Consider the following 23,026-nt stretch of genomic DNA (forward strand, 5'->3'; position numbering starts at 1 on the left):
AATAATTATAAAATCCTTCGCTAAAGCGAGGGATTTTTTTTGACTCTGATTATCTTCGGCAAAAAATACCTATGCTATTGATTTTAATTTGTTCACTGGCTGTATTGATCCTGGTTCCGCTTATTGTGGTAATCGTTATCAAAAACAGTCTCATTGCCAAAGAAAACCAGGTTGAAAATGCCTTTGCATCCGTGGATGTCATGCTGAAGAAACGATTTGATCTGATTCCCCAATTAACATCCTGTGTGAGCGGCTACATGACCCATGAGAAAGATTTACTGGAAAAATTAACGGCTTTAAGATCAGGTTCAAGAGATACAGAAGCGCTGGCACAAAGTAATCACGAATTACAGAACCAATTCAGCCAGTTTTTGATCAAAGCTGAAGCTTACCCGGATCTGAAAGCAAGCGACCAATTCATGATGCTCCAGAGAAGTATGAATGAAATGGAAGAACAGCTGGCAGCTTCAAGAAGAACCTATAATATGTCGATCGAGATCTTCAATAATGCCGTACTTCAGTTTCCTTCTTCCATTATTGCGAAACGAAACAAGATGAGTAAGAAAGAATATCTCAAATTCAACGACTAAGCATGGAAATCAATTTTGCACAGCTTCAGGCTGATTTAATCGCTGGAGATTTGGGAGTTTTGGAATCCGAAAGAAGAGCATACACCAAAAAGTTTTGGAAATACTTTCTTATCTGTTTGGCTTTCTTTATCGGGGTTCCGCTGGTGATCTTCATTGTGAGCCCGGATTCTATGTTGGCTGCACTTATTACAGGTGGTGTGATTTTGGTCGGATCTGCTATTTTTTTAGGCATAGGTTACAACCGTTTCTACAAACATTTCAAAGAGCAGTTCAAAGGAAAGGTCATCCCGGCAGTCGTGAAATTTGTAGACGAGCGACTGAGTTATGACCCAAACCTGGGATTAATGGACAAGTACGCCGAGAGCAAGATCTTTACTCAGCGTTATGACCGCCACAAAGCGGAAGATACGATCTCGGGAAAATTTGATCTGACAGATTTCGCATTTGGAGAAATACATACGGAGTATAAAACTGTTACAACAGACAAAAACGGTCGAAGACAGGAACACTGGCATACGATTTTCAAAGGAATGTTCTTTGTGAGCGATTTTCATAAAAACTTCCACGGAGAAACAATGATCGATATGGATTTCATGGAGCGTTACCTGGGGAAACTTGGGCGAAAGTTTCAGCAATGGAACTCAAGCAGAGATGGGGACCTGGTAAAACTTGAAAATCCGGAGTTCGAAAAGAAATTTGCAGTTTACAGCACCGATGAACAGGAATGCAGGTACATTCTCACTCCTTCCATGATGGAGCGCCTGCTTGAAATGAGCAAAAAACTGAATTTCAAGATTTCCATTTCCTTTCGAAATAACCAGGTTTATATTGCTGTTTTCAATAATATGGATTTGTTCGAACCCTCTGTTTTTGGCAGTTTACTGAAAGAAGAAGATTACAAGATCATTATTACTATATTAAAGTCGATGACAGGTATTATCGAGGATTTGAATCTGAATACACGCATCTGGACGAAAGAATAATCGATTTAGTAATCAATTAATCGAATTCTAACAGGTGTTTTCCTCGTTCTAAGAATCACATTAACTATATTTGAACCCATAAAAACAGAAGAGATTTGGCAACAAAAATAAAATTTGGAACAGATGGCTGGCGAGCAATCATCGCAGATGAATTTACAGTAGAGAATGTAGCGCGGGTGGCATATGCAACTGCGCAATGGTTAAAAAAGTCTGACTGGAATTCAAAAATCGCATTGGGACATGACTGCAGGTTTGCAGGTGAACTTTTTGCAGAAACTGTTGCCAAAGTGCTCTTGCATGAAGGAATCGAGGTTTTGATGTCAAAAGGATTCGTTTCAACCCCGATGATCTCTTTGGCTGCAAACCAATTGAATTGCGGGTTAGGAGTAATTCTTACAGCAAGTCATAATCCTCCGTCGTATAACGGATACAAGTTAAAAGCACATTACGGCGGGCCTTTGACTCCTGAATTAGTTCAGGAAATCGAAGACATTATCCCGGATTCCCTGCCGTTTGATTATGCTGCTGTGGACTTGAGCAGTTTTGAGAAAAGCGGGAAATTGGAAATCGTGGATTTTGAAACGCGATACGTTCAGCATATCGAGAAGAATTTTGACCTGGAAGCAATCCGAAAATCCGGTTTAAACCTGGTGTACGATGCTATGTATGGAGCAGGACAAAATGTGATCAGACGAATTTTACCCGATGTTCAATTGCTGCATTGCGATTACAATCCTTCTTTCCATGGTCAGGCTCCCGAGCCGATTCAAAAGAATTTACAGGAATTGGAACAATACATCCTGGCAAAAGGAAATATTCATTGTGCTTTGGCAACGGATGGTGATGCAGACCGAATCGGGCTATACAATGGAAAAGGGGAGTTCATCGACTCTCATCACATTATTTTATTGCTGCTTCATTACCTGGTAACAAATAAAGGAATGACCGGTAAAGTAGTTACTGCCTTCAGTACAACTCCACGCGTAAAAACACTTGCAGAGCATTACGGTTTAGAGTACCAGGTTGTAAAGATCGGGTTTAAATACATCGCCGGGATCATGGTAGATGAAGATGTTCTGATCGGTGGAGAGGAATCCGGTGGAATTGCTGTAAAAGGTCATATTCCCGAACGCGACGGAATCTGGATGGGACTGATCATTTGGGAATACATGGCGAAATCCGGTAAAACACTGGATCAACTGATAGATGAGGTTTACGCAATTGTAGGTGCATTTAAGTTTGAACGAAATGATTTACACATTACGGAAGATATGAAGCAGGCAATTGTTGCAAAGTGCAGCAATAATGAATACCATGCATTCGGGAAATATGCCGTAAAAGACGTCGGAACCATCGACGGGTGGAAATTCTTCTTTGACGATAATCGCTGGATGATGATCCGGGCATCCGGAACAGAACCGGTTTTAAGAACCTATGCTGAAGCTCCGACACTTGAAGAAGTAAGAGAGATATTAAAGACAACCGAACAAACAATATGTAATTAAAAAAAAAGCCCGTTATTCAACGGGCTTTTTTTTAATGTCTATGTCCTTTTCCTTTTCCATGTCCCTTGCCATGACCGCGGCCAGGATGGTGACCATGATGATGTCCGTTGTTATGTCGTTCCTTTACAATGACGTAACGCTCTTCAACATAAACAGGCTGAGGTGCAGAGTTTATTTCCAAATGAAAACTCACATTCGGCTTAGGTCTGCTTTCGACATGAAGCCTTGCTGAAGGTGCAGTGTGAGTAACGCGATATTCATAATAAGTTCTCCGGTGTTCCGGATTGTAATAATACGGATGTGCAGAAGCTATCCATAATTCAAATCTCGGAGCATTGGAATACGTTACTGTTACATACCGTCCGGGCAAATGTGATACCGGTTTCCAGTAAGTTTGTTCCCAAACAAAGTAGACACTGCTAACCGGATCGTAATAAACATTTTGTTTGGGATAATAATAATATTTATGCTTATTCGGATGGTGTTTTTGTAATGAATAAGGGCGCTGAGCAAACAAATCATTTCCCATTGTACTCAATAAAAAGCAAAGGGTCAAAGCCAGTGCGGAATAATTACTTAATTTTTTCATGACTTTAGTGTTTGAGTGATATGACTACTAGTTGTTCAATAGTCTTGCCAGAAAGTAATGATATCTGTTTTGATCTTTTAATTGTTTTAAAATCAGTCAGTTATATCTGGTTTGGTTTTACTCTTGAATTTACTTTCAATATGGCAATCACAACCGTTTTGGATAATTGTTTTTCAAAATGGAAGCTTTGATCCCAATGTGTGGTGAATTGACTATTTTTGGAAGAATCATTGGTCAATAGGAGTATGGCAGGTTCAAGTTTTGGAACATTAGTTCGGTTAAGCACTTTCGGGGAATCACATGGCAAAGCGCTGGGAGGCATCCTGGAAGGGATTCCGGCCGGTTTTTCAATTGATACCGAAGAGTTGCAAAAAGATCTGGACCGAAGAAGACCCGGACAATCTGCTATTGTAACCCAACGAAAAGAATCGGATCGTGTTCAGTTTTTATCGGGCATTTTTGAGGGAAAAACATTGGGTACTCCCATTGGTTTTTTGATTGAAAACGAAGATCAAAAATCGAAAGATTACGATGAAATTAAGCAGGCATTCAGACCTTCCCATGCCGATTTTACTTACCAGCAAAAATACGGTATCAGAGACTACCGGGGAGGAGGCCGTTCTTCAGCCAGGGAAACCGTGTCACGAGTTGTGGCCGGATCGATTGCGAAACAAATTTTAGCCAAAGAGGGAATACGGATCGATGCATTTGTGGACCAGATAGGGTTGCTTAAATGGACCGGAGAATGGAAGGCTGAGCTTAAAGAAATCAGTGAATCAACCCTTGTGCGTGTTCCTTCGTTAGAACTTGCAGTAGAAATGGAAGAATTGATTCGGGAAGTGAGAAAAGACGGAGATACTATTGGAGGCAGCATTCGCTGTGTCATTGAAGGAGTTCCTGCAGGCCTCGGAGAACCTGTTTTTGATAAATTACATGCAGAACTAGGGAAGGCAATGCTTTCAATCAATGCAGTAAAAGGTTTTGAGATAGGCTCCGGTTTCGGTGCAATTTCGATGCGGGGATCCGAACACAATGATCTGTTTACGACCGATGGAAAAACAACAAGCAATCATTCGGGGGGAATACAAGGTGGAATTTCAAATGGAATGCCAATTGATTTCAGAGTAGCTTTTAAACCGGTTGCCACTATTATGAAAGACCAGGAAACAATCAACGATGCTTATGAACAGCTTACTTTAAGCGGAAAGGGCAGACATGACCCTTGTGTGGTTCCGAGAGCTGTTCCGATAGTGGAAGCTATGGCAGCTTTAGTGGTACTTGATTACTTTTTAATTCAAAAAGCCTATCATTCATGAAGCAAAGCCTCGAAAAAGTATTGGCTAAGAAATGGATGATTTTCCTCTTGTTTGTTTCACTAACTTATTTGTTTGGGACTAAAACAGACAGACGATACGGATGGACCAATATCAATGTAAAAGAAGCAACGGCTATTTATTCCGATGGTGCGGGTTACTATGCCTTTTTACCTGAATGGTTTATCTATGAGGGGAATAATTTCGCTTTTAATGACAGCATTGGTAAAAAATACCCGGATGCAGGTTTTGAGGATAACTTATCAAACGCTAACGGAATTCGCTTTAACAAATACTTCACCGGCACCGCTCAATGTCTGACACCCTTTTTCTTAATCGGCCATGCTCATGCAAATGCAGCCGGAGAAGACACTGACGGATACAGCTGGCCTTATTTGCTTTGGCTTAATGCGGGAATGATCGCCTATTCGATGATAGGATTTATTTCGCTTTTTCTATTCCTGCGAAGATTAAAGCTGGATTATTTTGCCTGTTATACGGCGGTAATTTCCCTGGCTCTTGCAACTAATCTGAGTTTTTACATCTATTTGGATATTCCTTATTCACACGTTTTTTCGTTTGCCATTGTTAATCTGTGCCTGCTCCAGGGATTGAAGTGGATACAGGAAAACAAGGGGTTAAACCTGCTGTTTTTTTTCTTTTTCCTTGGACTTTCATTCGCTATTAGACCTACGAACATCCTGATACTTTCTGTCATTCCCTTTTTGTTTGCCACGAACAAAGAATTATGGAACCGTTTGAAGGCACTTTTCACTCGGCAATGGAATACCCTGTTGTTTGGTGTTGTACTATTCGGAATTCCTGTTCTGATTCAAATTTATTCCTTCTATCTCCAAATGGGAGAGGTGAGGTTAAACAGCTATTCCGATGAGGGCTTTTCAAATTGGAAAGATCCTTATTTATGGCAAATTCTTTTCGGTTTCCGCAAAGGAATGTTTGTTTACAGTCCGTTTTTGCTCCTGTTGTTCCCAGGCTTGGTACTCATGTTTTTCAAGAGTAAACGATTATTTGCAGGAGTTCTCATTTTTGGATTACTTTCCGCCTATGTTTTGTCGTCCTGGTGGTGCTGGTGGTATGGAGGTTCTCTGGGGTTCAGAGCAATGATTGACTTTTATGGTGTTTTGGTTATTCCGGTTGCTTTTTTAATACATTACTCACCGGGAATTTGGCGTGTCTTTATTTTATTGTTTATCGTTTTGACCGCTTACGTTTATCAAACTTACGAGTTCCAGTACCGCAAAAGAATCATCCATTACGATTACATGAATTACCCGATGTGGAAAAAGATCTTTCTGAAAGAAGACCCACGTTTTAACTTTGTGTTCTATTCAAAGATTGACACACTTCCGCAGAACAGCCAACCTGTGAGCAGTTTAATGGGGTTTTCAGTAAAAGGGCAGCCCTTAAAGCACGATCGTGTTTACGGAGGCGATTCACTGGTGATCTATCCCAATACAGTCGATTTCATGAAACGTTTAAGTTATCCGAATTTGACTCGATCCGATGCGTTTGCAGGTGTCCGGGTTTCGATGGATCTTTATTTGGGAAAACCGGATGAAAACGTGAACATTCTTGCCAGGTATTTCAAATCGGGTTCCGAGCTGGGAATGGACGATATGATTATAAGTTCCAGGCCCAGAAACATTAAGGAATGGGAGTTTATTAAGGTAGATCTCACCTCGGATCATCGATGGAAAGATCTCGATTCCATACAATGCAGCCTGGTCATCGGGGGAGAAACCACCCGGTTTAAGAATTTGAACATACAGTTCTTTAAGTACCATTAATTTAATTCAATTCATTCCTTGTTTTTAACTAAAAATAAGAGAGAAATTGCTGTTTTTCTTCTTATAAATGGTTAAATTCAAAGGCATGGAACGAAAAAGAATTGTCATCATAGGAGGTGGCTTCGCGGGATTGAATCTCGCTCGTAAATTGGCAAAGTCCGATTGTGAAATTATCCTGGTGGATAAACAAAACCACCACATGTTTCAACCTTTATTCTACCAGGTGGCAAGTGCGCGCCTGGAACCTTCGAATATTTCTTTCCCATTCAGGGCTATTTTCAGGCGAAGGAAGAATGTGATTTTCAGGTATGCGACTGTAAACCGGATTCGTCCGGATGACCAAGTCATTGAAACTTCAATGGGAGAGCTTTGGTATGATGAACTTGTCATTGCAACAGGATGTAAAACCAATTTTTTCGGAGATCCTGATTTGGAGAAATACACCATGGCTATGAAATCCACCCAGCAAACAATCCATATCCGGAATACCATTCTTACGAAATTCGAGAAGATCATGTTTGTGAGCAACCAGCAGGAGAAAGATGAATTGATGAACCTGGTAATTGTTGGTGCCGGTCCCACAGGTGTAGAGCTTTCAGGTGCTTTGGTGGAAATGAAAACAAAGGTTCTTCCGAAAGACTATCCGCATTACGATTTTTCAAAGTTGAAAATCATTTTGCTGGAAGGGAGTCCGAATACCCTGAACTCCATGAGTGACAAATCCAGGATATGGTCTCGCAGGTACTTAGAGAAAATGGGGGTAGAAGTGAGGACTTCGACAGTTGTTTCTTCTTATGACGGGCATAACCTTGCATTGAAAACCGGGGAAATAATCCCTACGCAAACAGTTATTTGGGCTGCCGGTGTTCAGGGAAATGTTTTGCCCGGTTTGGAAAAGGCAACAATGGTGAGAGGAAGATATACAGTTGACAGGTATTCACTGGTTCAAGGCTACGGCAATATTTATGCTATTGGAGATATTTCCTACATGGAAACCGAGAAATATCCTCAAGGGCATCCGCAATTGGCAAACGTAGCTATCAACCAGGGGAAAAGACTTGCAAAGAACCTTCGCGCACGCTGGTCAGGAGATCAGATGCAGCCTTTCGAATACAAAGACAAGGGAACAATGGCAACCGTTGGGAAGCACAAAGCTGTTGTTGAGTTACCGAACTTTAAATTCCAGGGATATTTTGCCTGGATGGTTTGGATGGTACTTCACCTGATGCTGATCTTAAGTATTCGCAATAAGATCGCCGTGTTTTTCAACTGGGCATGGAGGTACATTACCGGAGACACTTCCCTGAGATTGATTCTGCGGGATGAACGCGACAGGGAACTTACCAGAAGAAACGATTGATTTTTTATTGTGAACCATTGAAAATGAAGTGTTAAAACCGTAGTTTTGGTTCTATGATCAAAACTACGGTTTGCTGAATAAAACATCTATACTGCTTTTCTTCCTTGGACGGTGCTTTGGTCTTTTCGGACAATCCAATACCGGTCAATTCATTAACTATGGTGTAAAAGACGGTTTGTGTGAAGCCGTGTGTTCCGGAATTGTCCAGGATAATCGCGGTTTTTATTGGATTTCTACTCAGGGCGGGATAAATCGGTTTGACGGGGCAAATTTCAAATCTTATTTTCCAAGTGAACTGCTTGGAGAAAAACAATTGATGGATAATTCGAAGGTTTTCTTTGAGAGTATCCCTAATCATATATTGGTAACCCTTGGTAATTCGGAGGCATTTACTCTGAACACGATTTCCCAGGATCTGATCCCGATAAAAAGTCTGAAAAACAAGAATACACTTGACTTTAACCGGCTTGATAAAAACCGGATCATGGTTTCCTCCATTGACACGATTTTTATACTGGACAACCAGTTAAACATTATCCAGAGCATTGTCCCGCCGCTTAAGAAAAAAGGATTCGGACTTCAATTGAAAATGCTCGGATCTTCCAAGTGCATTATCAATGCCAGCAATGAGCGTTTCCTGTTTGACTTTAAAACAAAAAGATTTCAACCCTTTTACGGGGAATTGCCCAAAGAAGATTTGTTTAATACCGGCTTTGATTTGTTGTATACAGACCCAATCAATCAGCGCATCTACTTTGTCAATTATTTTCACGGCCTGATCGAACTTGATTATTCCGGGAAAGTTGTTTTCACCTGGAGCCAGGCACTCCTTCAGCAGGATCTGTGCGGATTACCAAATAAAATTATCCGGGATAAGAACAACAAAGCATTCGTTTGGGTTGCGGGAAGTAAAGGTATTTCCCATTTAAATTTGAATTCCCGCCGGGCAGTCAATTATTCCAATAATCCACAGATCACCTTTTCAATTTCAGACAATCAAACCAATAATCTTTACATAGATCAATATGATAACTTATGGGTTACTACTTATAAGGGGATAAGCATACTGAACAGGAATACCACCTTAATTGACGACTGGGATCTGAAATTAGGATTCGATGAGCCCCTGATGAATATTTGCCGGATCTCAAAAACCGAATTACTGGCCACCAAATATTATGACGGAGTTTACCGGATCGATGAAAAGCTTGATCAGACGTTACCTTATCATAAATCACAGCTGACTGATTCGTGGTTTGTTTTCAGAGACGGTTCAAAATTGATCCATGGAGGTAAGGGGACAAAACTGCAGGTGGTTGATTTGGATTCAGACCAAGTGACGGAATTGTCTTTCCTGGAGAAGTATTTCAAACAATCCGAGCTGGTAGCGATGGGCTTCAGGGATCGCTCAGGTAATTGGTGGTTTAGCGGGAATTCCGGCGGCGGTTTGGTGCGATTCAATCCAAAGACGAAGAAGGCCAGTCATTTCTCAAGGACAGAGAATTCTTTTTCCGGATCTTATTTCACGAATTATTCAGAAGCTCCCAACGGAGACATTTGGTTTTCATCCAATAAGACACAAATATTAACACACTGGATCAAAGAAGAAGACCGTTTTGAAGAAGTCAATTTCGGACGGATCTTTGAAAAACAGCATCAAAGCACCATTTTGTGTTTAAGCACAGACCGTCAGGGAAATGTATGGATCGGGTTTGAAGGAAGTGGTTTGGTGCGGTATGTTCATTCAAGCAGAAAAACTACCGTTTTCGGTAAAAAGCAGGGTATTCCGTCGAATTATATTTACAATTTGGTCTTTGATGACAAGGGGAGATTATGGATCGGTACGAAAAAGGGTCTTGGATGTCTTGAAGCAGATTTAAAGACTGTTCGGTTTTTCGGAATTGAAAACGGATTTCCCTCAGAGCATTTTGACCAATCTTCCTGGTTTGATGATCAAACAGGAAAGTTATGGACTTCTTGTGATAATTACCTGCTGTGTTTTCTTCCGGATAAACTGTTAAAAACGGCCCATCTCGGATTGGATATTTTTATTGATGAATTCTGGGTGTCCAATCAGAAACAAAAACTTCAAAACGCGAAGAATTATCGTTTTTCACCAAACCAGAACACGCTTCAACTGACTTTTTCAGCTGTAAATTCCAGTGAGAAAAACCAGCTGGAATATAGTTATTTGCTGGAGGGAAGTTCCGGAGCATGGATTTCGATAGGAACAAATTCAAGCGTAAACTTTCCATCCTTACCATCCGGAGTCTATACCTTTCGCCTGCGTGCAAAGATTCCCGGAATGCTTACCTGGGTTTACCTGAATAAGCCGCTTCATTTCGAAATTGAAACACCCTGGTATCGAACCTGGTGGTTTAAAACGCTTCTTTTTGCGGTTGGCGCAGCTTTGATCTTCTTCATTACCCGGATGTACTTTTTGAGTAAAATTGCAAAACAGCGTGCCATTCTTGAAAAACAGCGCGCAGTTCAAAATGAACGCGATCGAATTGCTTACGATATGCATGATGATTTGGGGAGCGGTCTTACCAAGATTTCCTATTTAAGTAAAGAAGCGCTGCGTAAATTGGAAAACCAGCCCGAACTGAACCGAATCAATGCAACTTCGCTGGAGCTGGTAAAGAACATGAGCGAATTGATTTGGGCAATGAAAGTGGAGAATGACTCCCTTCTTGATTTAGTGAGTTATCTGCGCCATTATGCTATGGAGTATTTTGATGCAAACCAGATAGCCATAAAAATGGAAATCGATGATCTGGCTGAAGACGAGCAAATTTCAGGTGAAATCAGAAGACAAATCTTCCTGGTTTTTAAGGAAGCATTACACAACATTGTAAAGCATGCCCAAACAGAAAAAGTTTCCATCCGGATTCGCTTATATGACGGACAGATGCAAATTTCAGTACGCGATTTCGGTAAGGGGTTCCGGAAGAATCAGCCCGAAAGTCCCGGATCAGGAAATGGAATGAAAACCATGCAGGAACGGATTCGCAAGTTGAGTGGTACGATGCAGATCCTTCATAAGGAAGATGGGGTTGAATTGCTCTTTGAATTTCCTTTTAGATTTGGGTAGGGGACAAGGTGGGTTTCCAGGGTTGACAGATGAGTGAAACGGTTTGTGGATAATTAATTTGTCAGTTAATTGTTTTGACTTGTTTAACGAATTAACTAAATGGTTTACAAGTTGGATTAATACGATTAACGAATTAACTAAAAGGTTTACAATTTAATGTGCTTAGTTGAATTAATCTGTTTAACGAATTAACTAAAAGGTTTACAAGTTTAAATTAATATGATAACGAATTAATAAAATGGTTTACAACTATTAACCCAAATCCCACCCTCTCAATCCCAAAAATCAACCGTTTGTTTCATTGTATGGCAACGTTCAAAATGTTTAATTTGTAAAAGAGATGATTAGTATTTGTATCATAGAAGATATCCTGGATATTCAACAGGGATTGCGTTCTGTTATTGAAAGCGATCAGCGCCTGCATTGGATGCGTTCTTTTGAAACAGCTGAAGAAGCAATAGAGTGGATTCCGAAGTTGAACCCGGACGTGGTAATTACCGATATTAATCTCCCTGGTAAAAATGGGATTGAATGTGTTTCGGAATTAAAAAACACTGCTCCCGATATCCAATTTATCATGTTCACCATTTACGAGGACAATGATCAGGTCTTTGAAGCATTAAAGGCAGGTGCTACGGGATATATTCTCAAAAATACCACCCCGGAAAAGATCGTGGAAGCCATCCTGGAACTACATGAAGGTGGAAGTCCTATGTCTCCGAAGATTGCCCGAAAAGTACTTCAGTCTTTTAATAAAACCGAGAACCCTGTTCTGCAGCTGGTCTCCAAACGGGAACGGGAAGTCCTCGAACTGTTGAGCAAGGGATATTTGTACAAGGAAATAGCTGATCAATTGAATATCACCTTGAGCACCGTAAAGCGGCATTTGAATCATATCTATGAAAAATTGCAGGTTCAGAACAAAACCGAAGCAGTGAATAAGCTCTATGGTAAATAGTTCAAATCCCAATAGCTAATCAGGATCAAAGTTCAAAATTGATTTTCTTAGGCAGCTTGAATTTGAACCCATTGAACTAGTTTAACCTTGTGAAAAATGAACCAAATGGTTGATTGACAAGCCCTTTTTCTCCGAGTACTTTTGTTTTAAAACAAACAACTATGAAGAGAAAAATAAGCGTAGCAAAATACTTAAGCGTATCACTTGCTTTGGTGTTGATTTCATGTAATAAAAATAACCCGGAGCCGGAACCTGTTGTTCCTGTACCAACAGGATGTAATGTCATCCAGGTAAATCCCGACGAGATCGGAGTAACTATTTCCACACCCACTACCTGGACGGCAGGAAATGTCTACGTGGTAAGCGATTATGTGACAGTTACTTCCGTTTTGACCATTGAACCGGGAGCAATTATTAAACTGGATGTGGATGGAAAGCTTCAGGTCATTAATTCCGGAAAGATCACTGCAAACGGAACAGCATCCCAGCATATAACCTTCACATCCGTAAAGGACGACAGTTATTGCGGAGATTCAAATGGCGACGGAACTGCAACATCACCGCAGAAAGGTGATTGGTTAAATATTTATCTCAATGGTGGGAATAATAATTCCTTTACTTACTGTGATATTTTGTATGCAGGAAGAAACGATAGCGGTTATTACAATGCCGTGGTAATTTCTGTTGCCGGCCCGTCATTCACATTCGATCATTGCACATTTGCCCATACATTAAGTAATTCATCTTCTTCATCGGCATACACTTTTCATGGAGGATCTTATATGAATGATCCGTCAGTTTCCGTTTTTACAAATAATGTATTTTATGACAATGACAGACCATTATATTGCAGCCTCGATTATACTGTGAACACCAATAATATTTTTCATAATCCTGCAAACCCTGCAGAGAAAAATACGCGAAACGGAATCTTTATGTGGGGCGGAATCGGAGTTGCTGTAAGTTATAATGTTTCAGAAGTTCCGTATGTTCTTGGAAGTTTCACAGGTGGCGGAAGTGCCGCGGTTCGCAATGTAAATATCGGGAATGATGTGATACTCAAATTTACAGACTCAGGTTATGGAATTGCAAGAGGAACAGACAATCACATCAATATGCAACCCGGAGTAATTTTCACATCATATAAAGACGATGCCCACGGCGGAGACACAAATGGCGATGGAAACGCGAGTTTACCTGCAACAGGAGACTGGGATGGTTTTTGGGATTATGCCACCGGTTCTTATGTTTCCGGATCTTATATTTTCTATGCGGCACACTAACAGTAACTCAATTCCCACATTTTAAAGTTTAGTTAAGGTGGATAGGTAGCAAAAGAACGGGATGATACGCCACGGCGAATGATCCCGTTTCTTTTCAAAGATGAGAGTAGGTGCAATGAGATCCGAAGTAAACGATCAACCAACAAAGCATTTAGAATTTCATCTCCTCCTGACTAAGCCCAACTTAATATCAATCTGATCTTTCTATTTGGATCAGTTCTTTATAATTCGAACCGTTTCTTTGAAATTCTTGGACTGAATAATGATCAAATACAATCCACTTGTCAGATCATTGAGTTCGATCATCTGACGAATGGTTCCCCTGGAAAGCTTCCCGGAATGTATGTCGCGGATAAACTTCCCGCTTGTGTCATATAACTTGATGTCCATCCGTTCTTTTTCAGGTACCTGAACTTCCAGTGTGGTACTCTCAACAGCGGGATTCGGAAAAACCAGGGCCTTAAATTCAGTTGGATAGGGAACACCATTTTCATCCAGTTCAACTTCCGGCACCGTTTCTTCCAGGTAATCATAATAAACGTTGTGTGTTACCATTACTCCGCTAGTAACGTAATACTCCCGATCTTCAGAGATTTCAACTTCTTCCAGTTCCTCTTCGATAGATACCATATCGTAAATTTCAGGAGTCACGTCCGGATACATTATTTCCATAGGCGCAATAACAGCAGGAATAAAATCCGGCTTAGTTTCCACAAGAACATCTTTGTCAGGAACCAGTTTGACTTCAATTGCCCGGCTCAAAGCTGCCTGTGCGTCGCCAATTCTGCGCTGATCCCGTTCGTCTTCACAACTGAAAAGACTTAGTCCGAAAACAATCAATAGTGCAGTAATAAACAAACGTTGGAAATTGGTCTTATTTTCTTTGATCCATGCTTCGAATTCACGATTTAATAGGCGTTCCTGTGTCAAAGTCATTCTACCGCAAACTTCCTGACCTTTTAATTCCAGCAAAGTATGCTTGATCTCATTGGTGGATTTAGTTGTAAAGTCATAAACCTGTTTAGCACATTTCTGACAGAATGCTCCTTTTTCGGTTGGTGTCATCTTGTTCCAGTCCTCAGAACAGGCATGCTGAATTCCTACATTTTTCATAGCAGCTGAATTTGGTTTCTAATTTATGTCGGTAGTAAGATGCAAGCTAAAATGATTTTCCATAAACTTTCTTAAAAAGATTTAAAGCTTCGCTTATCATTGATTAAAATGTGGCTGAATCGAATTGAATAAAATCTAAATTGATAACTTTGAGATCAAATTAGTGAAAACATGATTCAACGCATTCAAACCGTATATTTTTTAATCGCAGCCTTGCTGGTTGCAACCACACTTTTTGGAACCGATTTATTTTCTTTTGACCAGGGAGAATTTGTTCATTCAACGGCCTATAAACTTTTCAGAGGTTCTGATCTGGAAGGGAAAAAAGTAGATTTCTGGATGCTTTCACTGGTTCAGGTCATTTTTGCATTGATGATCATATTTTCTTTTAAAATGCGTCACCGCCAGATTTTCTTAGGCTGGATTCTTTTGCTATTGAATATTTTAAGTTCGGTTTGGATTGTTTTGGGAGCAAATGTTCATTCCCTTGAATGTACGACATGTGATCAGACTGCAACTAATTTATCATTTGGAGTTGTATTTTTCTTACACGCTGCGGCCTTCATTTTCGTGTTCCTTGGAATCAGGGGAGTGCGTAAGGACAAGAAAATGATTGATTCTCTAAACAGACTTAGATAATTACGAATTCGCCTGTTTTAAAATAGAATTCGCTAAAAGAATTAACAGGTAGAAGCGAAAAATTTTTCGCCTCTACGGTTTGTATCTTCTTTTCCATTTTGTCATTGGGTAATTCGGCATTCGGAATTATCTTTCGTCACTGCCGCACTAATCCCAGACGTCCGGGATTGTGACTCAGTCTTTCCGCCGCGGCGGACTAGCGCTTTATCCCTCGTCACTGCCGCACTAACGTTTGTTGTGACTCAGTCTTTCCGCCGCGGCGGACTAGCGCTTTATCCCTCGTCACTGCCGCACTAACGTTTGTTGTGACTCAGTCTTCAAAAGCTAGCGCTTTTTCTTATCTTTGCACCTTTCAAAACAACAATTAGCATGAATTTTCTTTCTGTTGAAAACCTTACAAAGTCTTTTGGGGACCGCGTGATCTTTTCAGATATTACTTTCGGGATCGACCAGGGAGACAAGGTTGCCATCGTGGCAAAAAACGGAAACGGTAAAACAACTTTACTGCGCTGTTTGATGAATTTGGAGCAAATTGATTCAGGAAGAGTTGTTTACAGAAACGACCTTCGGGTGGCATTTATGCAGCAGACAGAAACATTGGATGATTCACATACCATCCTGGAAGCAGTTTTTTCTCATGATCTGCCCGAACTTCAAATCGTTAAAAAATACAACCAGGCACTTCGCGAAGGAAACGAAGAAGCTATTCATGCATGTTATGAAGAATTGACCGAATTGAATGCCTGGGACATGGAAGTAAAGGTTAACCAAATACTTTCTGTCCTGAAGCTGAACGATACAAGTTTGCTGGTCGGAAGTCTTTCCGGAGGACAAAAAAAACGGGTGGCGCTGGCACAAGTACTGGTTGCTGAAGCCGATTTCCTGATCCTGGATGAGCCTACGAATCACCTGGACCTGGATATGATCGAATGGCTGGAGGAATATCTTTCCAAGTCAAAATCCACGATCTTAATGGTTACTCACGACCGGTATTTCCTGGAGGTAGTTTGTGATACGATCTACGAATTGGAAGACAAAACAATCTATAAATACAAAGGAAACTTCTCTTATTATTTAGAGAAAAAAGCAGAACGACAGGAACAGCTACAGTCTACCATTGATAAGGCCAGAAATACCTTTAAGAAGGAATTGGATTGGATCCGCAGACAGCCAAAGGCACGCGGAACGAAACAAAAGGCGCGTGTAGACAGTTTCCAGGACGTTAAAAAAGTTGCAAGTCAGCGAATTGACGACGATGAAATCGATATCCCGGTGAAAATGGAACGTTTGGGATCTAAAATCCTGGAGTTACATAAAATAGGGAAATCATACGGTGAAAAAGTGATCCTGGATAATTTCTCCTATAACTTCCAGCGCAAAGAACGATTGGGAATTGTTGGGAATAATGGTACCGGGAAATCTACCTTCTTAAATATTATCCAGGGAAGAGAAGAGGTTGACAGGGGGAAAGTTGTAACAGGGGAAACGGTCGTTTTCGGTTATTACAGCCAGGAACTGATCAAAGTGGATGAGGATAAAAAAGTGATCGATGTGATTCGCGATATTGCCGAATTCATCCCACTTGAAAAAGGTCGCCAGCTTTCTGCAGCACAATTCTTAGAGAAATTCCTGTTTCCGCGCCACATGCATTACAATTTTGTGCACAAACTAAGTGGTGGTGAGAAAAGACGTTTGAAACTGATGACCGTTCTGATGTCAAATCCGAATTTCCTGATCCTCGATGAGCCGACAAATGATCTGGACATCTTCGTGATGAGTGTTTTGGAGGATTACCTCAGAACATTTGAAGGATGTTTGATCGTTGTTTCGCATGACCGTTATTTCATGGATAAAATGGTGGATCACCTGTTTGTTTTTGAAGGACAAGGGGCGATCAAAGACATAATCGGTAATTATACGGAATTCAGAAAACAAACCGCAGCCGACTATAAAAAGGACAAATCAAGCGATGATAAGCCTGTTGAAGTGGTCAAAGTGAAACAAATCTCCGAAGAAGCGCCAAAAGAGAAACGCAAATTGTCTTTTAAGGAAAAGAGCGAGTTCGACCAGATTGAAAAGGATTTGGAGCGTTTGGAAGAAGAGAAACTGAAGTGGACAAATGTATTGTCCGATTCAAATTCGAATAACGAACAACTAATGGAAGCCGGTGTGAAACTGGGAGAGATCGTTTCTGAAATTGACACCAAAACTGAGCGCTGGATTGAGTTGTCGGAATTTGCTTAATGGTGATCTCACTTAAGTTTAACCGCTAAGATCACAAAGTTCACGAAGCTTTTGTTGACCAGAATGTAACTATGGAAACAATTAGATTTACGATAGACACGAATTTGGAAATTTGGGAATTCATCGATAAAACGGTTGATCATATTCTTATCCGCAGTTTTCAAGCACATAATATTCTGGAGTGGTGGGAGTCTACTGTTAAGCTTAGCCCGACAAATACACTTAAAAATGTGAAAGTTCGAAATATGCAATTTGACATTCAGACAAATATTTCGGGACTCAGGCAAATTCTGGAACAAGAAAGTAATTCATTAGACATTTACCAATTTAACAAAGCAATTTCAGACACTCTCGTCATCGAAGCTTTACCCGATAATGATGCTGAGAGAATTTTAATTCAGAATGGATTACAACATATTATTAGTGTGAACTTTGAGTCAATAACAGTTTTAAGTATTAGACCTGACTTTATTAAAGGCATAGCTGAAAATTCTACTTTTGCTACCCGAATTCAATATAACTCGACGATAGATAGGGTGTAATTGAACAACTAAGAGTATTGAGCACTCAAAGATTTCTAAGAGGTTTCTTAATTTTTATATGACACTGAATTTGATTAGCCGCTCCAAAGAGTTTGTTATAATTAATCCTCGTGTTCTTTGTGGTTTATAAAGGTCCTGTATATTGTTTTTAGATTCTTTTTAAAATAATTTTAGACAAGACTAAAAATAGTTTTATATTTGCATAAATATTTTTTTGTGCGTTATATTATTTTGATAGCAGTTTTGTGTGAAGTTTCGCTTTTATCAGCTCAAAATCAAGTGCCTGATAGTTTGCGTACATTTCGGGATTCCCTTAAAGAAATAGAGGAAGTAACGATTACCGGAAGCAGGATCGCTCAACTAAAAAAGAATAGTGTTGTTTCTGTTTCGACCTTAGATCAAAAGCTTTTCAGAGCTATTTCCGCTTCATCGATTTCCGATGCGCTCAAATTTTCTCCGGGAATAAGAATGGAAACCAATTGTCAGACATGCAATTACACGCAAGTCAGGATGAATGGTTTGGGTGGTTCGTATTCCCAGATACTGATTAACGGCAGGCCCTTATTCTCTTCACTCATGGGGCTTTATGGTTTGGAGCAAATCCCAACAAATATTGTTGACCGTATTGAAATAGTCAACGGTGGAGGTTCGGTTCTTTATGGTTCGAATGCAATTGCAGGGACTATCAACATCATTACCAAGCACCCGGAATACAATTTCATTGAAGTTTCGGATAAAGTATCCATCATTCCCAATGGTCCGGTTGAACAAGCTGTTCAGGTCAACGGAGCGTATCTTTCAAAATCAAAAAAGAGTGGATTTCTATTCTCCGGAATGAATAAGACCAGAGATGGTTATGACCGCAATAAGGATGGGTACACGGAAATTCCGAGAATTAACAACTCCTTGCTGGGAATTAATGCTTTCCAGAAAATTGGAAAATCTATTGAGTTGCATGCAGACTTTTGGGTCTTACACGAACAACGCCAGGGAGGACAATACTGGAATGGAGATCCGCAATTGCAGGCAGACCAAAGTGAGTTCAGGAACCAGATTACAAGTATTGGTCAGTTTTCCGGGATTTGGAACTCCCGGAATAAGAAATGGAATGTTCAGGCTTATACAGGCTATCAAAAAACAAACAGGCATCACTATACCGGACTGGATCATGCGGATGCCTGGGGAAAAACAAACAATGTTACCTTACAGTCAGGTGCCCAGTTCAGTTTCGTGCAAAAGATAGGACAAAAAGGTAAGTCCACACTTATTGGCGGCCTGGAACACTATTATGATGTTATCCAGGATGAAATAAGGGGTTACGATTATTTTGTGGATCAGAACATCACCCAGGTGGCTGGATTTTTACAGGATCAATTTGATCTTGGGGAAAAGTGGTCGTTTGTCGCAGGAATCAGAACTACGAATCATTCCAAAGTCCAGAATCTGATTGTTACACCCCGTGCGGCTCTTTTATTTAAACCGAACGGACAATGGCAGTTTCGTTTGTCCTATGGAAACGGATTTAAAGCGCCCCAGGTTTTTGAAACGGACATGCACATCGCTTTTGCAAATGGCGGAATCTCTCAAATCCGGGTTGATAAAGACTTGAAAAGCGAAAAATCGCATGCTTATTCAGCGCAGGTAAATTGGAACAGACGAAGAAAACGCATGCTTTATTCATCCGAATTATCACTTTTCCATACCCAGTTGCTTCACTCCTTTGTCCTGAATGAAATACCAAGCGGCGATCCGAATAAAACCCTGCTTTTGAGAACAAACGGATCCAATGCGGAAGTAAGCGGATTGAGTGAATCCGTTCGTGTACGTTGGCACAAATACCTCCAGGTCGATTTGAACCTTACTTACCAGGAATCGCGTTTTACAGAAGCACAACAATGGTCACTGGAAGTTGAACCGATCAAACAATTCCTAAGAACTCCGAATGTGTACGGTTCCTCAACGATTTCTATCTTTCCGGAAGGATCCTGGTCAGGATCTCTCAATTGTGTTTACACCGGAAGCATGTTGGTTCCACATTTCGGCGGTGCACCTGAATTGGATCACGATGAGGTCTTGCATACGAAATCATTCTGGGATCTAGGACTTCGGGCAGAACATGCCATTCACATTCATAAATTTGAGCAAACGGTTCGGATAGGCCTGGGAATTCAAAATCTTTTCGACAGCTATCAAAATGACTTCGACACCTCCAAATACCGCGACAGTAATTTCGTTTACGGTCCGCCAAGACCACGAACTGTATTCGTAGACCTTAAATGGGTGATAGGAGATAAACATTGAGGAATTCAAAATGCAAAATTCAATTTCAGTCTCTATTAATTTCAATTAATAGGAGAGATTGATTATTTTTAGAATAAAAACATGATTCTCAGAATTGCTCTCCTATTCCTTGTTTTGCGCTATTCATCGGTTCATGCCCAAATTTCAGATTCTGAAATGGAAACTTTGAAAACAAAGTGGCGTGTGGAATTGAGGGAAAGGTGGCATGAATTGTCACAACACCCGGAAAGAGAGGGAGGGGCAAGTGATTATTCAGAAAGAGAAACCGGAGCGAGTGATTTTTCAGATTCGATTCGCCGTCGGTTTTTGGAAGATACTTTCATAGCTGATAATTTGCGCCAGAAACAACTGGATAAAGAAGCCACAACCCTCGGAATAAACAAAGCGAATCTTGCCTGTGCATCGGAATATGAGAAGCTGGTTGAAATCTACTTCAATATTCTCCTTTCCAAAATGAAGGATAAAGATAAAGACCTGGTGATCTCCTCACAAAAAGATTGGAAATCATTGATGGAAAAAGAACGGGCTTTAGCAGGAAAATTAATGCAGGAGGAATACAGCGGAGGCGGGAGTCTTCATTCCATTGAATACACCGAGCGTTTAATGAATCAACAGAAAAACCGGCTTTTGACCTTAATAAATTACCTGACTCACCTAATCTGAATTCGATGAAAAACAAACTGCTTATTTTCCTTTTCCTTTATTTTGTTTCCGGCTATTCGTATGCTCAATTGAAACCCGGCTACGACAAATACGAAGCAATGGAGTTACTGAAAGTCAACTTTCGCTTTGCCGACACCACTTTTTGGGATTCCATGCCATCTCCTGAAAGATTTGAATTTAAATACCGTTCGGAAACCCTGGGTTTTGATAATAAATGGGATTATTGGGAAGATAAAGCGGGAGTAGGTGTTTTATCCTTACGCGGAACAACCGGAACCTTTGCGAGCTGGGGAGCCAATTTCTATGCAGGAATGATTCCGGCAAAGGGATGGATTAAAACCAGTGAAAAGGACACTTTTTATTACGAATTATCCAAAGACCCGAAAGCATTGGTACATGTAGGCTGGACAACGGCTTTGGGCTGTTTGTGGAAAGATATGGATTCGCTGCTTTTTGCAGAGATCGACAAGGGGAAGAAAGAATTTTATATTACAGGACACAGTCAGGGTGGAGCCCTGGCATATTTGCTTACGGCCCATCTTTTAATCATGAAAGAAAACGGGATCATTCCGGCAGACGTTCAGTTTAAAACCTATTGCAGTGCAGCTCCTAAGCCGGGGAATTTATATTTCGCCTATTACTATGAAAAAATGACACAAAGTGGCTGGGCATACAATACTGTTAACTCGTTGGATTGGGTACCGGAATCACCTTTTTCTGTACAAACGGTGAATGATTTTAATACTGTGAATCCATTCAGGGATGCTAAAAAAGCAATTAAAAAACTGCCATTTTTCCCAAGACTTGTGGTTCGGCACATGTACAACAAAATGGATAGACCTTCCAAAAAAACACAAAGAAGTTTTGAAAAATATTTAGGGAGAAAAGTAGGAAAGTTAATGACCAGGAATTTAAAAGGTTTTGAGCCTCCTCAATTAGCCAGTTCAACAGCTTTTACACGCTGCGGGAATTTCATAATCCTTTACCCGGATGTGGAATATTACAGGAAATTCCCCCAAGATCCGAAAGAGATCTTTATGAATCACATGCTGGAACCCTATTTGTTGATGATGGAAAAGCTGCCTGAATAAGGAGATATTCAATTACGAATGTGTCACAATTTCTATCGGGACACGATTGATTGACTTAAATCATCCGATCTTTACGGGCGTTCCCAAAAACTTAGAATCCACACCAAACAGGATGTCCCAAAAGACTTTCATTCTTGCAAAACGTTCGCGGACCTTTGTTTTAAAACCACCCATTTTGGCAACATCCTGGGCGTTATATCCGTAGACCGTCATTCCGAAATGCTCTCCCAGATAGATTGCACGTTCATTGTGAAAGCGTTGGGAAATAACAATAACTTCTTTTTGACCAAATACTTTCAAAGCGCGCTCCATTGAATCCAGTGTTCTGAATCCGGCATAATCGAGGAAGATTCTTTTTCCGGGTATTCCGGCTGCAATCAACGCATTCTTCATATCGGTCGGCTCATCATAAGTAGCGATGCTGTTATCACCGCTTACCAGGATGTATTTTACCTTTCCGGCACGGTACAATTCGACAGCAGCTCTTATCCTATATGAAAAATAGAGGTTATCATTTCCGTGTTTATTGGTTCGGGAAGTTCCGAGAACAAGCGCAACTTTTACTTTTGGGCAATCACCCACCTGATCAAAAATCTTTCCTTCAGCATTGGATTCGATTGCCCAGTTGGCTCCAAAGAACCAAAACAGTCCGAAAAGGAAGGTGAAAATTGCCGTTCGTTTAATGATTCGAGGCCAGTTCCGTTTGCGCTTCATTTATTAGAAATAAGTTGGTGTAAAAGTAATGGATAAACTGAAATTGGAAGTAGAAAAGGGAAAGAAATGTGGTGTTGGATTTTAGTGATTAATTGGTTGTGATACCACTGATTTATCGCTTACTTGTAAATAAGTTTACTAACATGCTCATCTTTGAATTTGTCAAATTCGCGAATACTTTTCTCGCCAATACAACTGTGGTTTACACTCGCCATTTCCGAATCAATTTCTCACAA

At 40.5% G+C, this 23,026-nt stretch carries 18 protein-coding genes; 15 read left to right on the forward strand and 3 right to left on the reverse strand.

The genetic code is table 11. The annotated features are described in order from the left end of the window. Positions 1 to 71: 71 nt before the first annotated feature. The 3 genes from K0S23_RS00525 to K0S23_RS00535 all read left to right on the forward strand — a co-directional run bounded on the left by K0S23_RS00525 (position 72) and on the right by K0S23_RS00535 (position 3,078). Positions 72 to 590 (forward strand): LemA family protein, encoded by a 519-nt coding sequence (locus K0S23_RS00525; protein WP_300352792.1) that lies wholly within the window; start codon positions 72 to 74, stop codon positions 588 to 590. A 2-nt stretch (positions 591 to 592) separates the two neighbouring features. Then, on the forward strand, positions 593 to 1,573 hold the full coding sequence (locus tag K0S23_RS00530) for a DUF3137 domain-containing protein (protein WP_300352795.1): 981 nt from the start codon (positions 593 to 595) through the stop codon (positions 1,571 to 1,573). A 95-nt stretch (positions 1,574 to 1,668) separates the two neighbouring features. After that, positions 1,669 to 3,078 carry a phosphoglucomutase/phosphomannomutase family protein gene (locus K0S23_RS00535; RefSeq protein WP_300352797.1) on the forward strand — a complete coding sequence of 470 codons (1,410 nt, stop codon included), beginning with the start codon at positions 1,669 to 1,671 and terminating at the stop codon, positions 3,076 to 3,078. Between the two features lie 31 nt (positions 3,079 to 3,109). Here K0S23_RS00535 and K0S23_RS00540 read toward each other — a convergent pair whose 3' ends face one another. Further along, a complete protein-coding gene (locus tag K0S23_RS00540; protein WP_300352800.1) occupies positions 3,110 to 3,667 on the reverse strand; it encodes a hypothetical protein in 558 nt (185 codons plus the stop codon). Between the two features lie 245 nt (positions 3,668 to 3,912). Here K0S23_RS00540 and aroC point away from each other — a divergent pair, with 245 nt between their 5' ends. The 6 genes from aroC to K0S23_RS00570 all read left to right on the forward strand — a co-directional run bounded on the left by aroC (position 3,913) and on the right by K0S23_RS00570 (position 13,483). After that, a complete protein-coding gene (aroC, locus tag K0S23_RS00545) occupies positions 3,913 to 4,983 on the forward strand; it encodes a chorismate synthase (RefSeq protein ID WP_300355341.1) in 1,071 nt (356 codons plus the stop codon). Further along, positions 4,980 to 6,788 carry a hypothetical protein gene (locus tag K0S23_RS00550; RefSeq protein WP_300352803.1) on the forward strand — a complete coding sequence of 603 codons (1,809 nt, stop codon included), beginning with the start codon at positions 4,980 to 4,982 and terminating at the stop codon, positions 6,786 to 6,788. The genes aroC and K0S23_RS00550 overlap by 4 nt, the downstream gene beginning before the upstream one ends. 85 nt (positions 6,789 to 6,873) lie before the next feature. Next, positions 6,874 to 8,148 carry an NAD(P)/FAD-dependent oxidoreductase gene (locus K0S23_RS00555; RefSeq protein ID WP_300352806.1) on the forward strand — a complete coding sequence of 425 codons (1,275 nt, stop codon included), beginning with the start codon at positions 6,874 to 6,876 and terminating at the stop codon, positions 8,146 to 8,148. Positions 8,149 to 8,218: 70 nt separating this feature from the next. Next, positions 8,219 to 11,242, forward strand: coding sequence for a two-component regulator propeller domain-containing protein (locus tag K0S23_RS00560; protein WP_300352809.1), 3,024 nt, complete (start codon positions 8,219 to 8,221; stop codon positions 11,240 to 11,242). A 340-nt stretch (positions 11,243 to 11,582) separates the two neighbouring features. Next, positions 11,583 to 12,200: a response regulator transcription factor gene (locus K0S23_RS00565; RefSeq protein ID WP_300352812.1), complete on the forward strand. Its 618-nt coding sequence runs from the start codon at positions 11,583 to 11,585 to the stop codon at positions 12,198 to 12,200. Between the two features lie 161 nt (positions 12,201 to 12,361). Continuing rightward, on the forward strand, positions 12,362 to 13,483 hold the full coding sequence (locus K0S23_RS00570; RefSeq protein ID WP_300352815.1) for a hypothetical protein: 1,122 nt from the start codon (positions 12,362 to 12,364) through the stop codon (positions 13,481 to 13,483). A gap of 213 nt (positions 13,484 to 13,696) precedes the next feature. Here the strand turns inward: K0S23_RS00570 and K0S23_RS00575 are convergent, their stop codons facing one another. After that, entirely contained in the window at positions 13,697 to 14,596 is a 900-nt protein-coding gene (locus K0S23_RS00575; RefSeq protein ID WP_300352818.1) for a T9SS type A sorting domain-containing protein, read from the reverse strand. A 171-nt stretch (positions 14,597 to 14,767) separates the two neighbouring features. On the opposite strand from K0S23_RS00575, the gene K0S23_RS00580 reads away from it, so the two are divergent. The 6 genes from K0S23_RS00580 (at position 14,768) to K0S23_RS00605 (ending at position 22,076) form a co-directional block, all read left to right on the forward strand. Continuing rightward, positions 14,768 to 15,235 carry a DUF4293 domain-containing protein gene (locus K0S23_RS00580; RefSeq protein ID WP_300352821.1) on the forward strand — a complete coding sequence of 156 codons (468 nt, stop codon included), beginning with the start codon at positions 14,768 to 14,770 and terminating at the stop codon, positions 15,233 to 15,235. Positions 15,236 to 15,604: 369 nt separating this feature from the next. Continuing rightward, positions 15,605 to 17,479 carry an ABC-F family ATP-binding cassette domain-containing protein gene (locus tag K0S23_RS00585; protein WP_300352823.1) on the forward strand — a complete coding sequence of 625 codons (1,875 nt, stop codon included), beginning with the start codon at positions 15,605 to 15,607 and terminating at the stop codon, positions 17,477 to 17,479. A 71-nt stretch (positions 17,480 to 17,550) separates the two neighbouring features. Further along, complete coding sequence (locus K0S23_RS00590) at positions 17,551 to 18,021, forward strand: hypothetical protein (protein WP_300352826.1); 471 nt, start codon at positions 17,551 to 17,553, stop codon at positions 18,019 to 18,021. A 216-nt stretch (positions 18,022 to 18,237) separates the two neighbouring features. Then, entirely contained in the window at positions 18,238 to 20,322 is a 2,085-nt protein-coding gene (locus K0S23_RS00595) for a TonB-dependent receptor (protein ID WP_300352828.1), read from the forward strand. A gap of 81 nt (positions 20,323 to 20,403) precedes the next feature. Continuing rightward, a complete protein-coding gene (locus tag K0S23_RS00600) occupies positions 20,404 to 20,985 on the forward strand; it encodes a lysozyme inhibitor LprI family protein (protein WP_300352830.1) in 582 nt (193 codons plus the stop codon). Between the two features lie 5 nt (positions 20,986 to 20,990). Beyond that, the gene (locus K0S23_RS00605; protein ID WP_300352832.1) at positions 20,991 to 22,076 is read left to right on the forward strand and encodes a lipase family protein; all 1,086 of its coding nucleotides are present in this window, start codon (positions 20,991 to 20,993) and stop codon (positions 22,074 to 22,076) included. A gap of 60 nt (positions 22,077 to 22,136) precedes the next feature. On the opposite strand, the gene K0S23_RS00610 is transcribed toward K0S23_RS00605, so the two are convergent. Continuing rightward, entirely contained in the window at positions 22,137 to 22,790 is a 654-nt protein-coding gene (locus K0S23_RS00610) for an ElyC/SanA/YdcF family protein (protein WP_300352835.1), read from the reverse strand. Positions 22,791 to 23,026: the final 236 nt, after the last annotated feature.

The sequence above is a fragment of the Fluviicola sp. genome (genome assembly GCF_029266855.1).
Classification (GTDB): domain Bacteria; phylum Bacteroidota; class Bacteroidia; order Flavobacteriales_D; family Crocinitomicaceae; genus Fluviicola.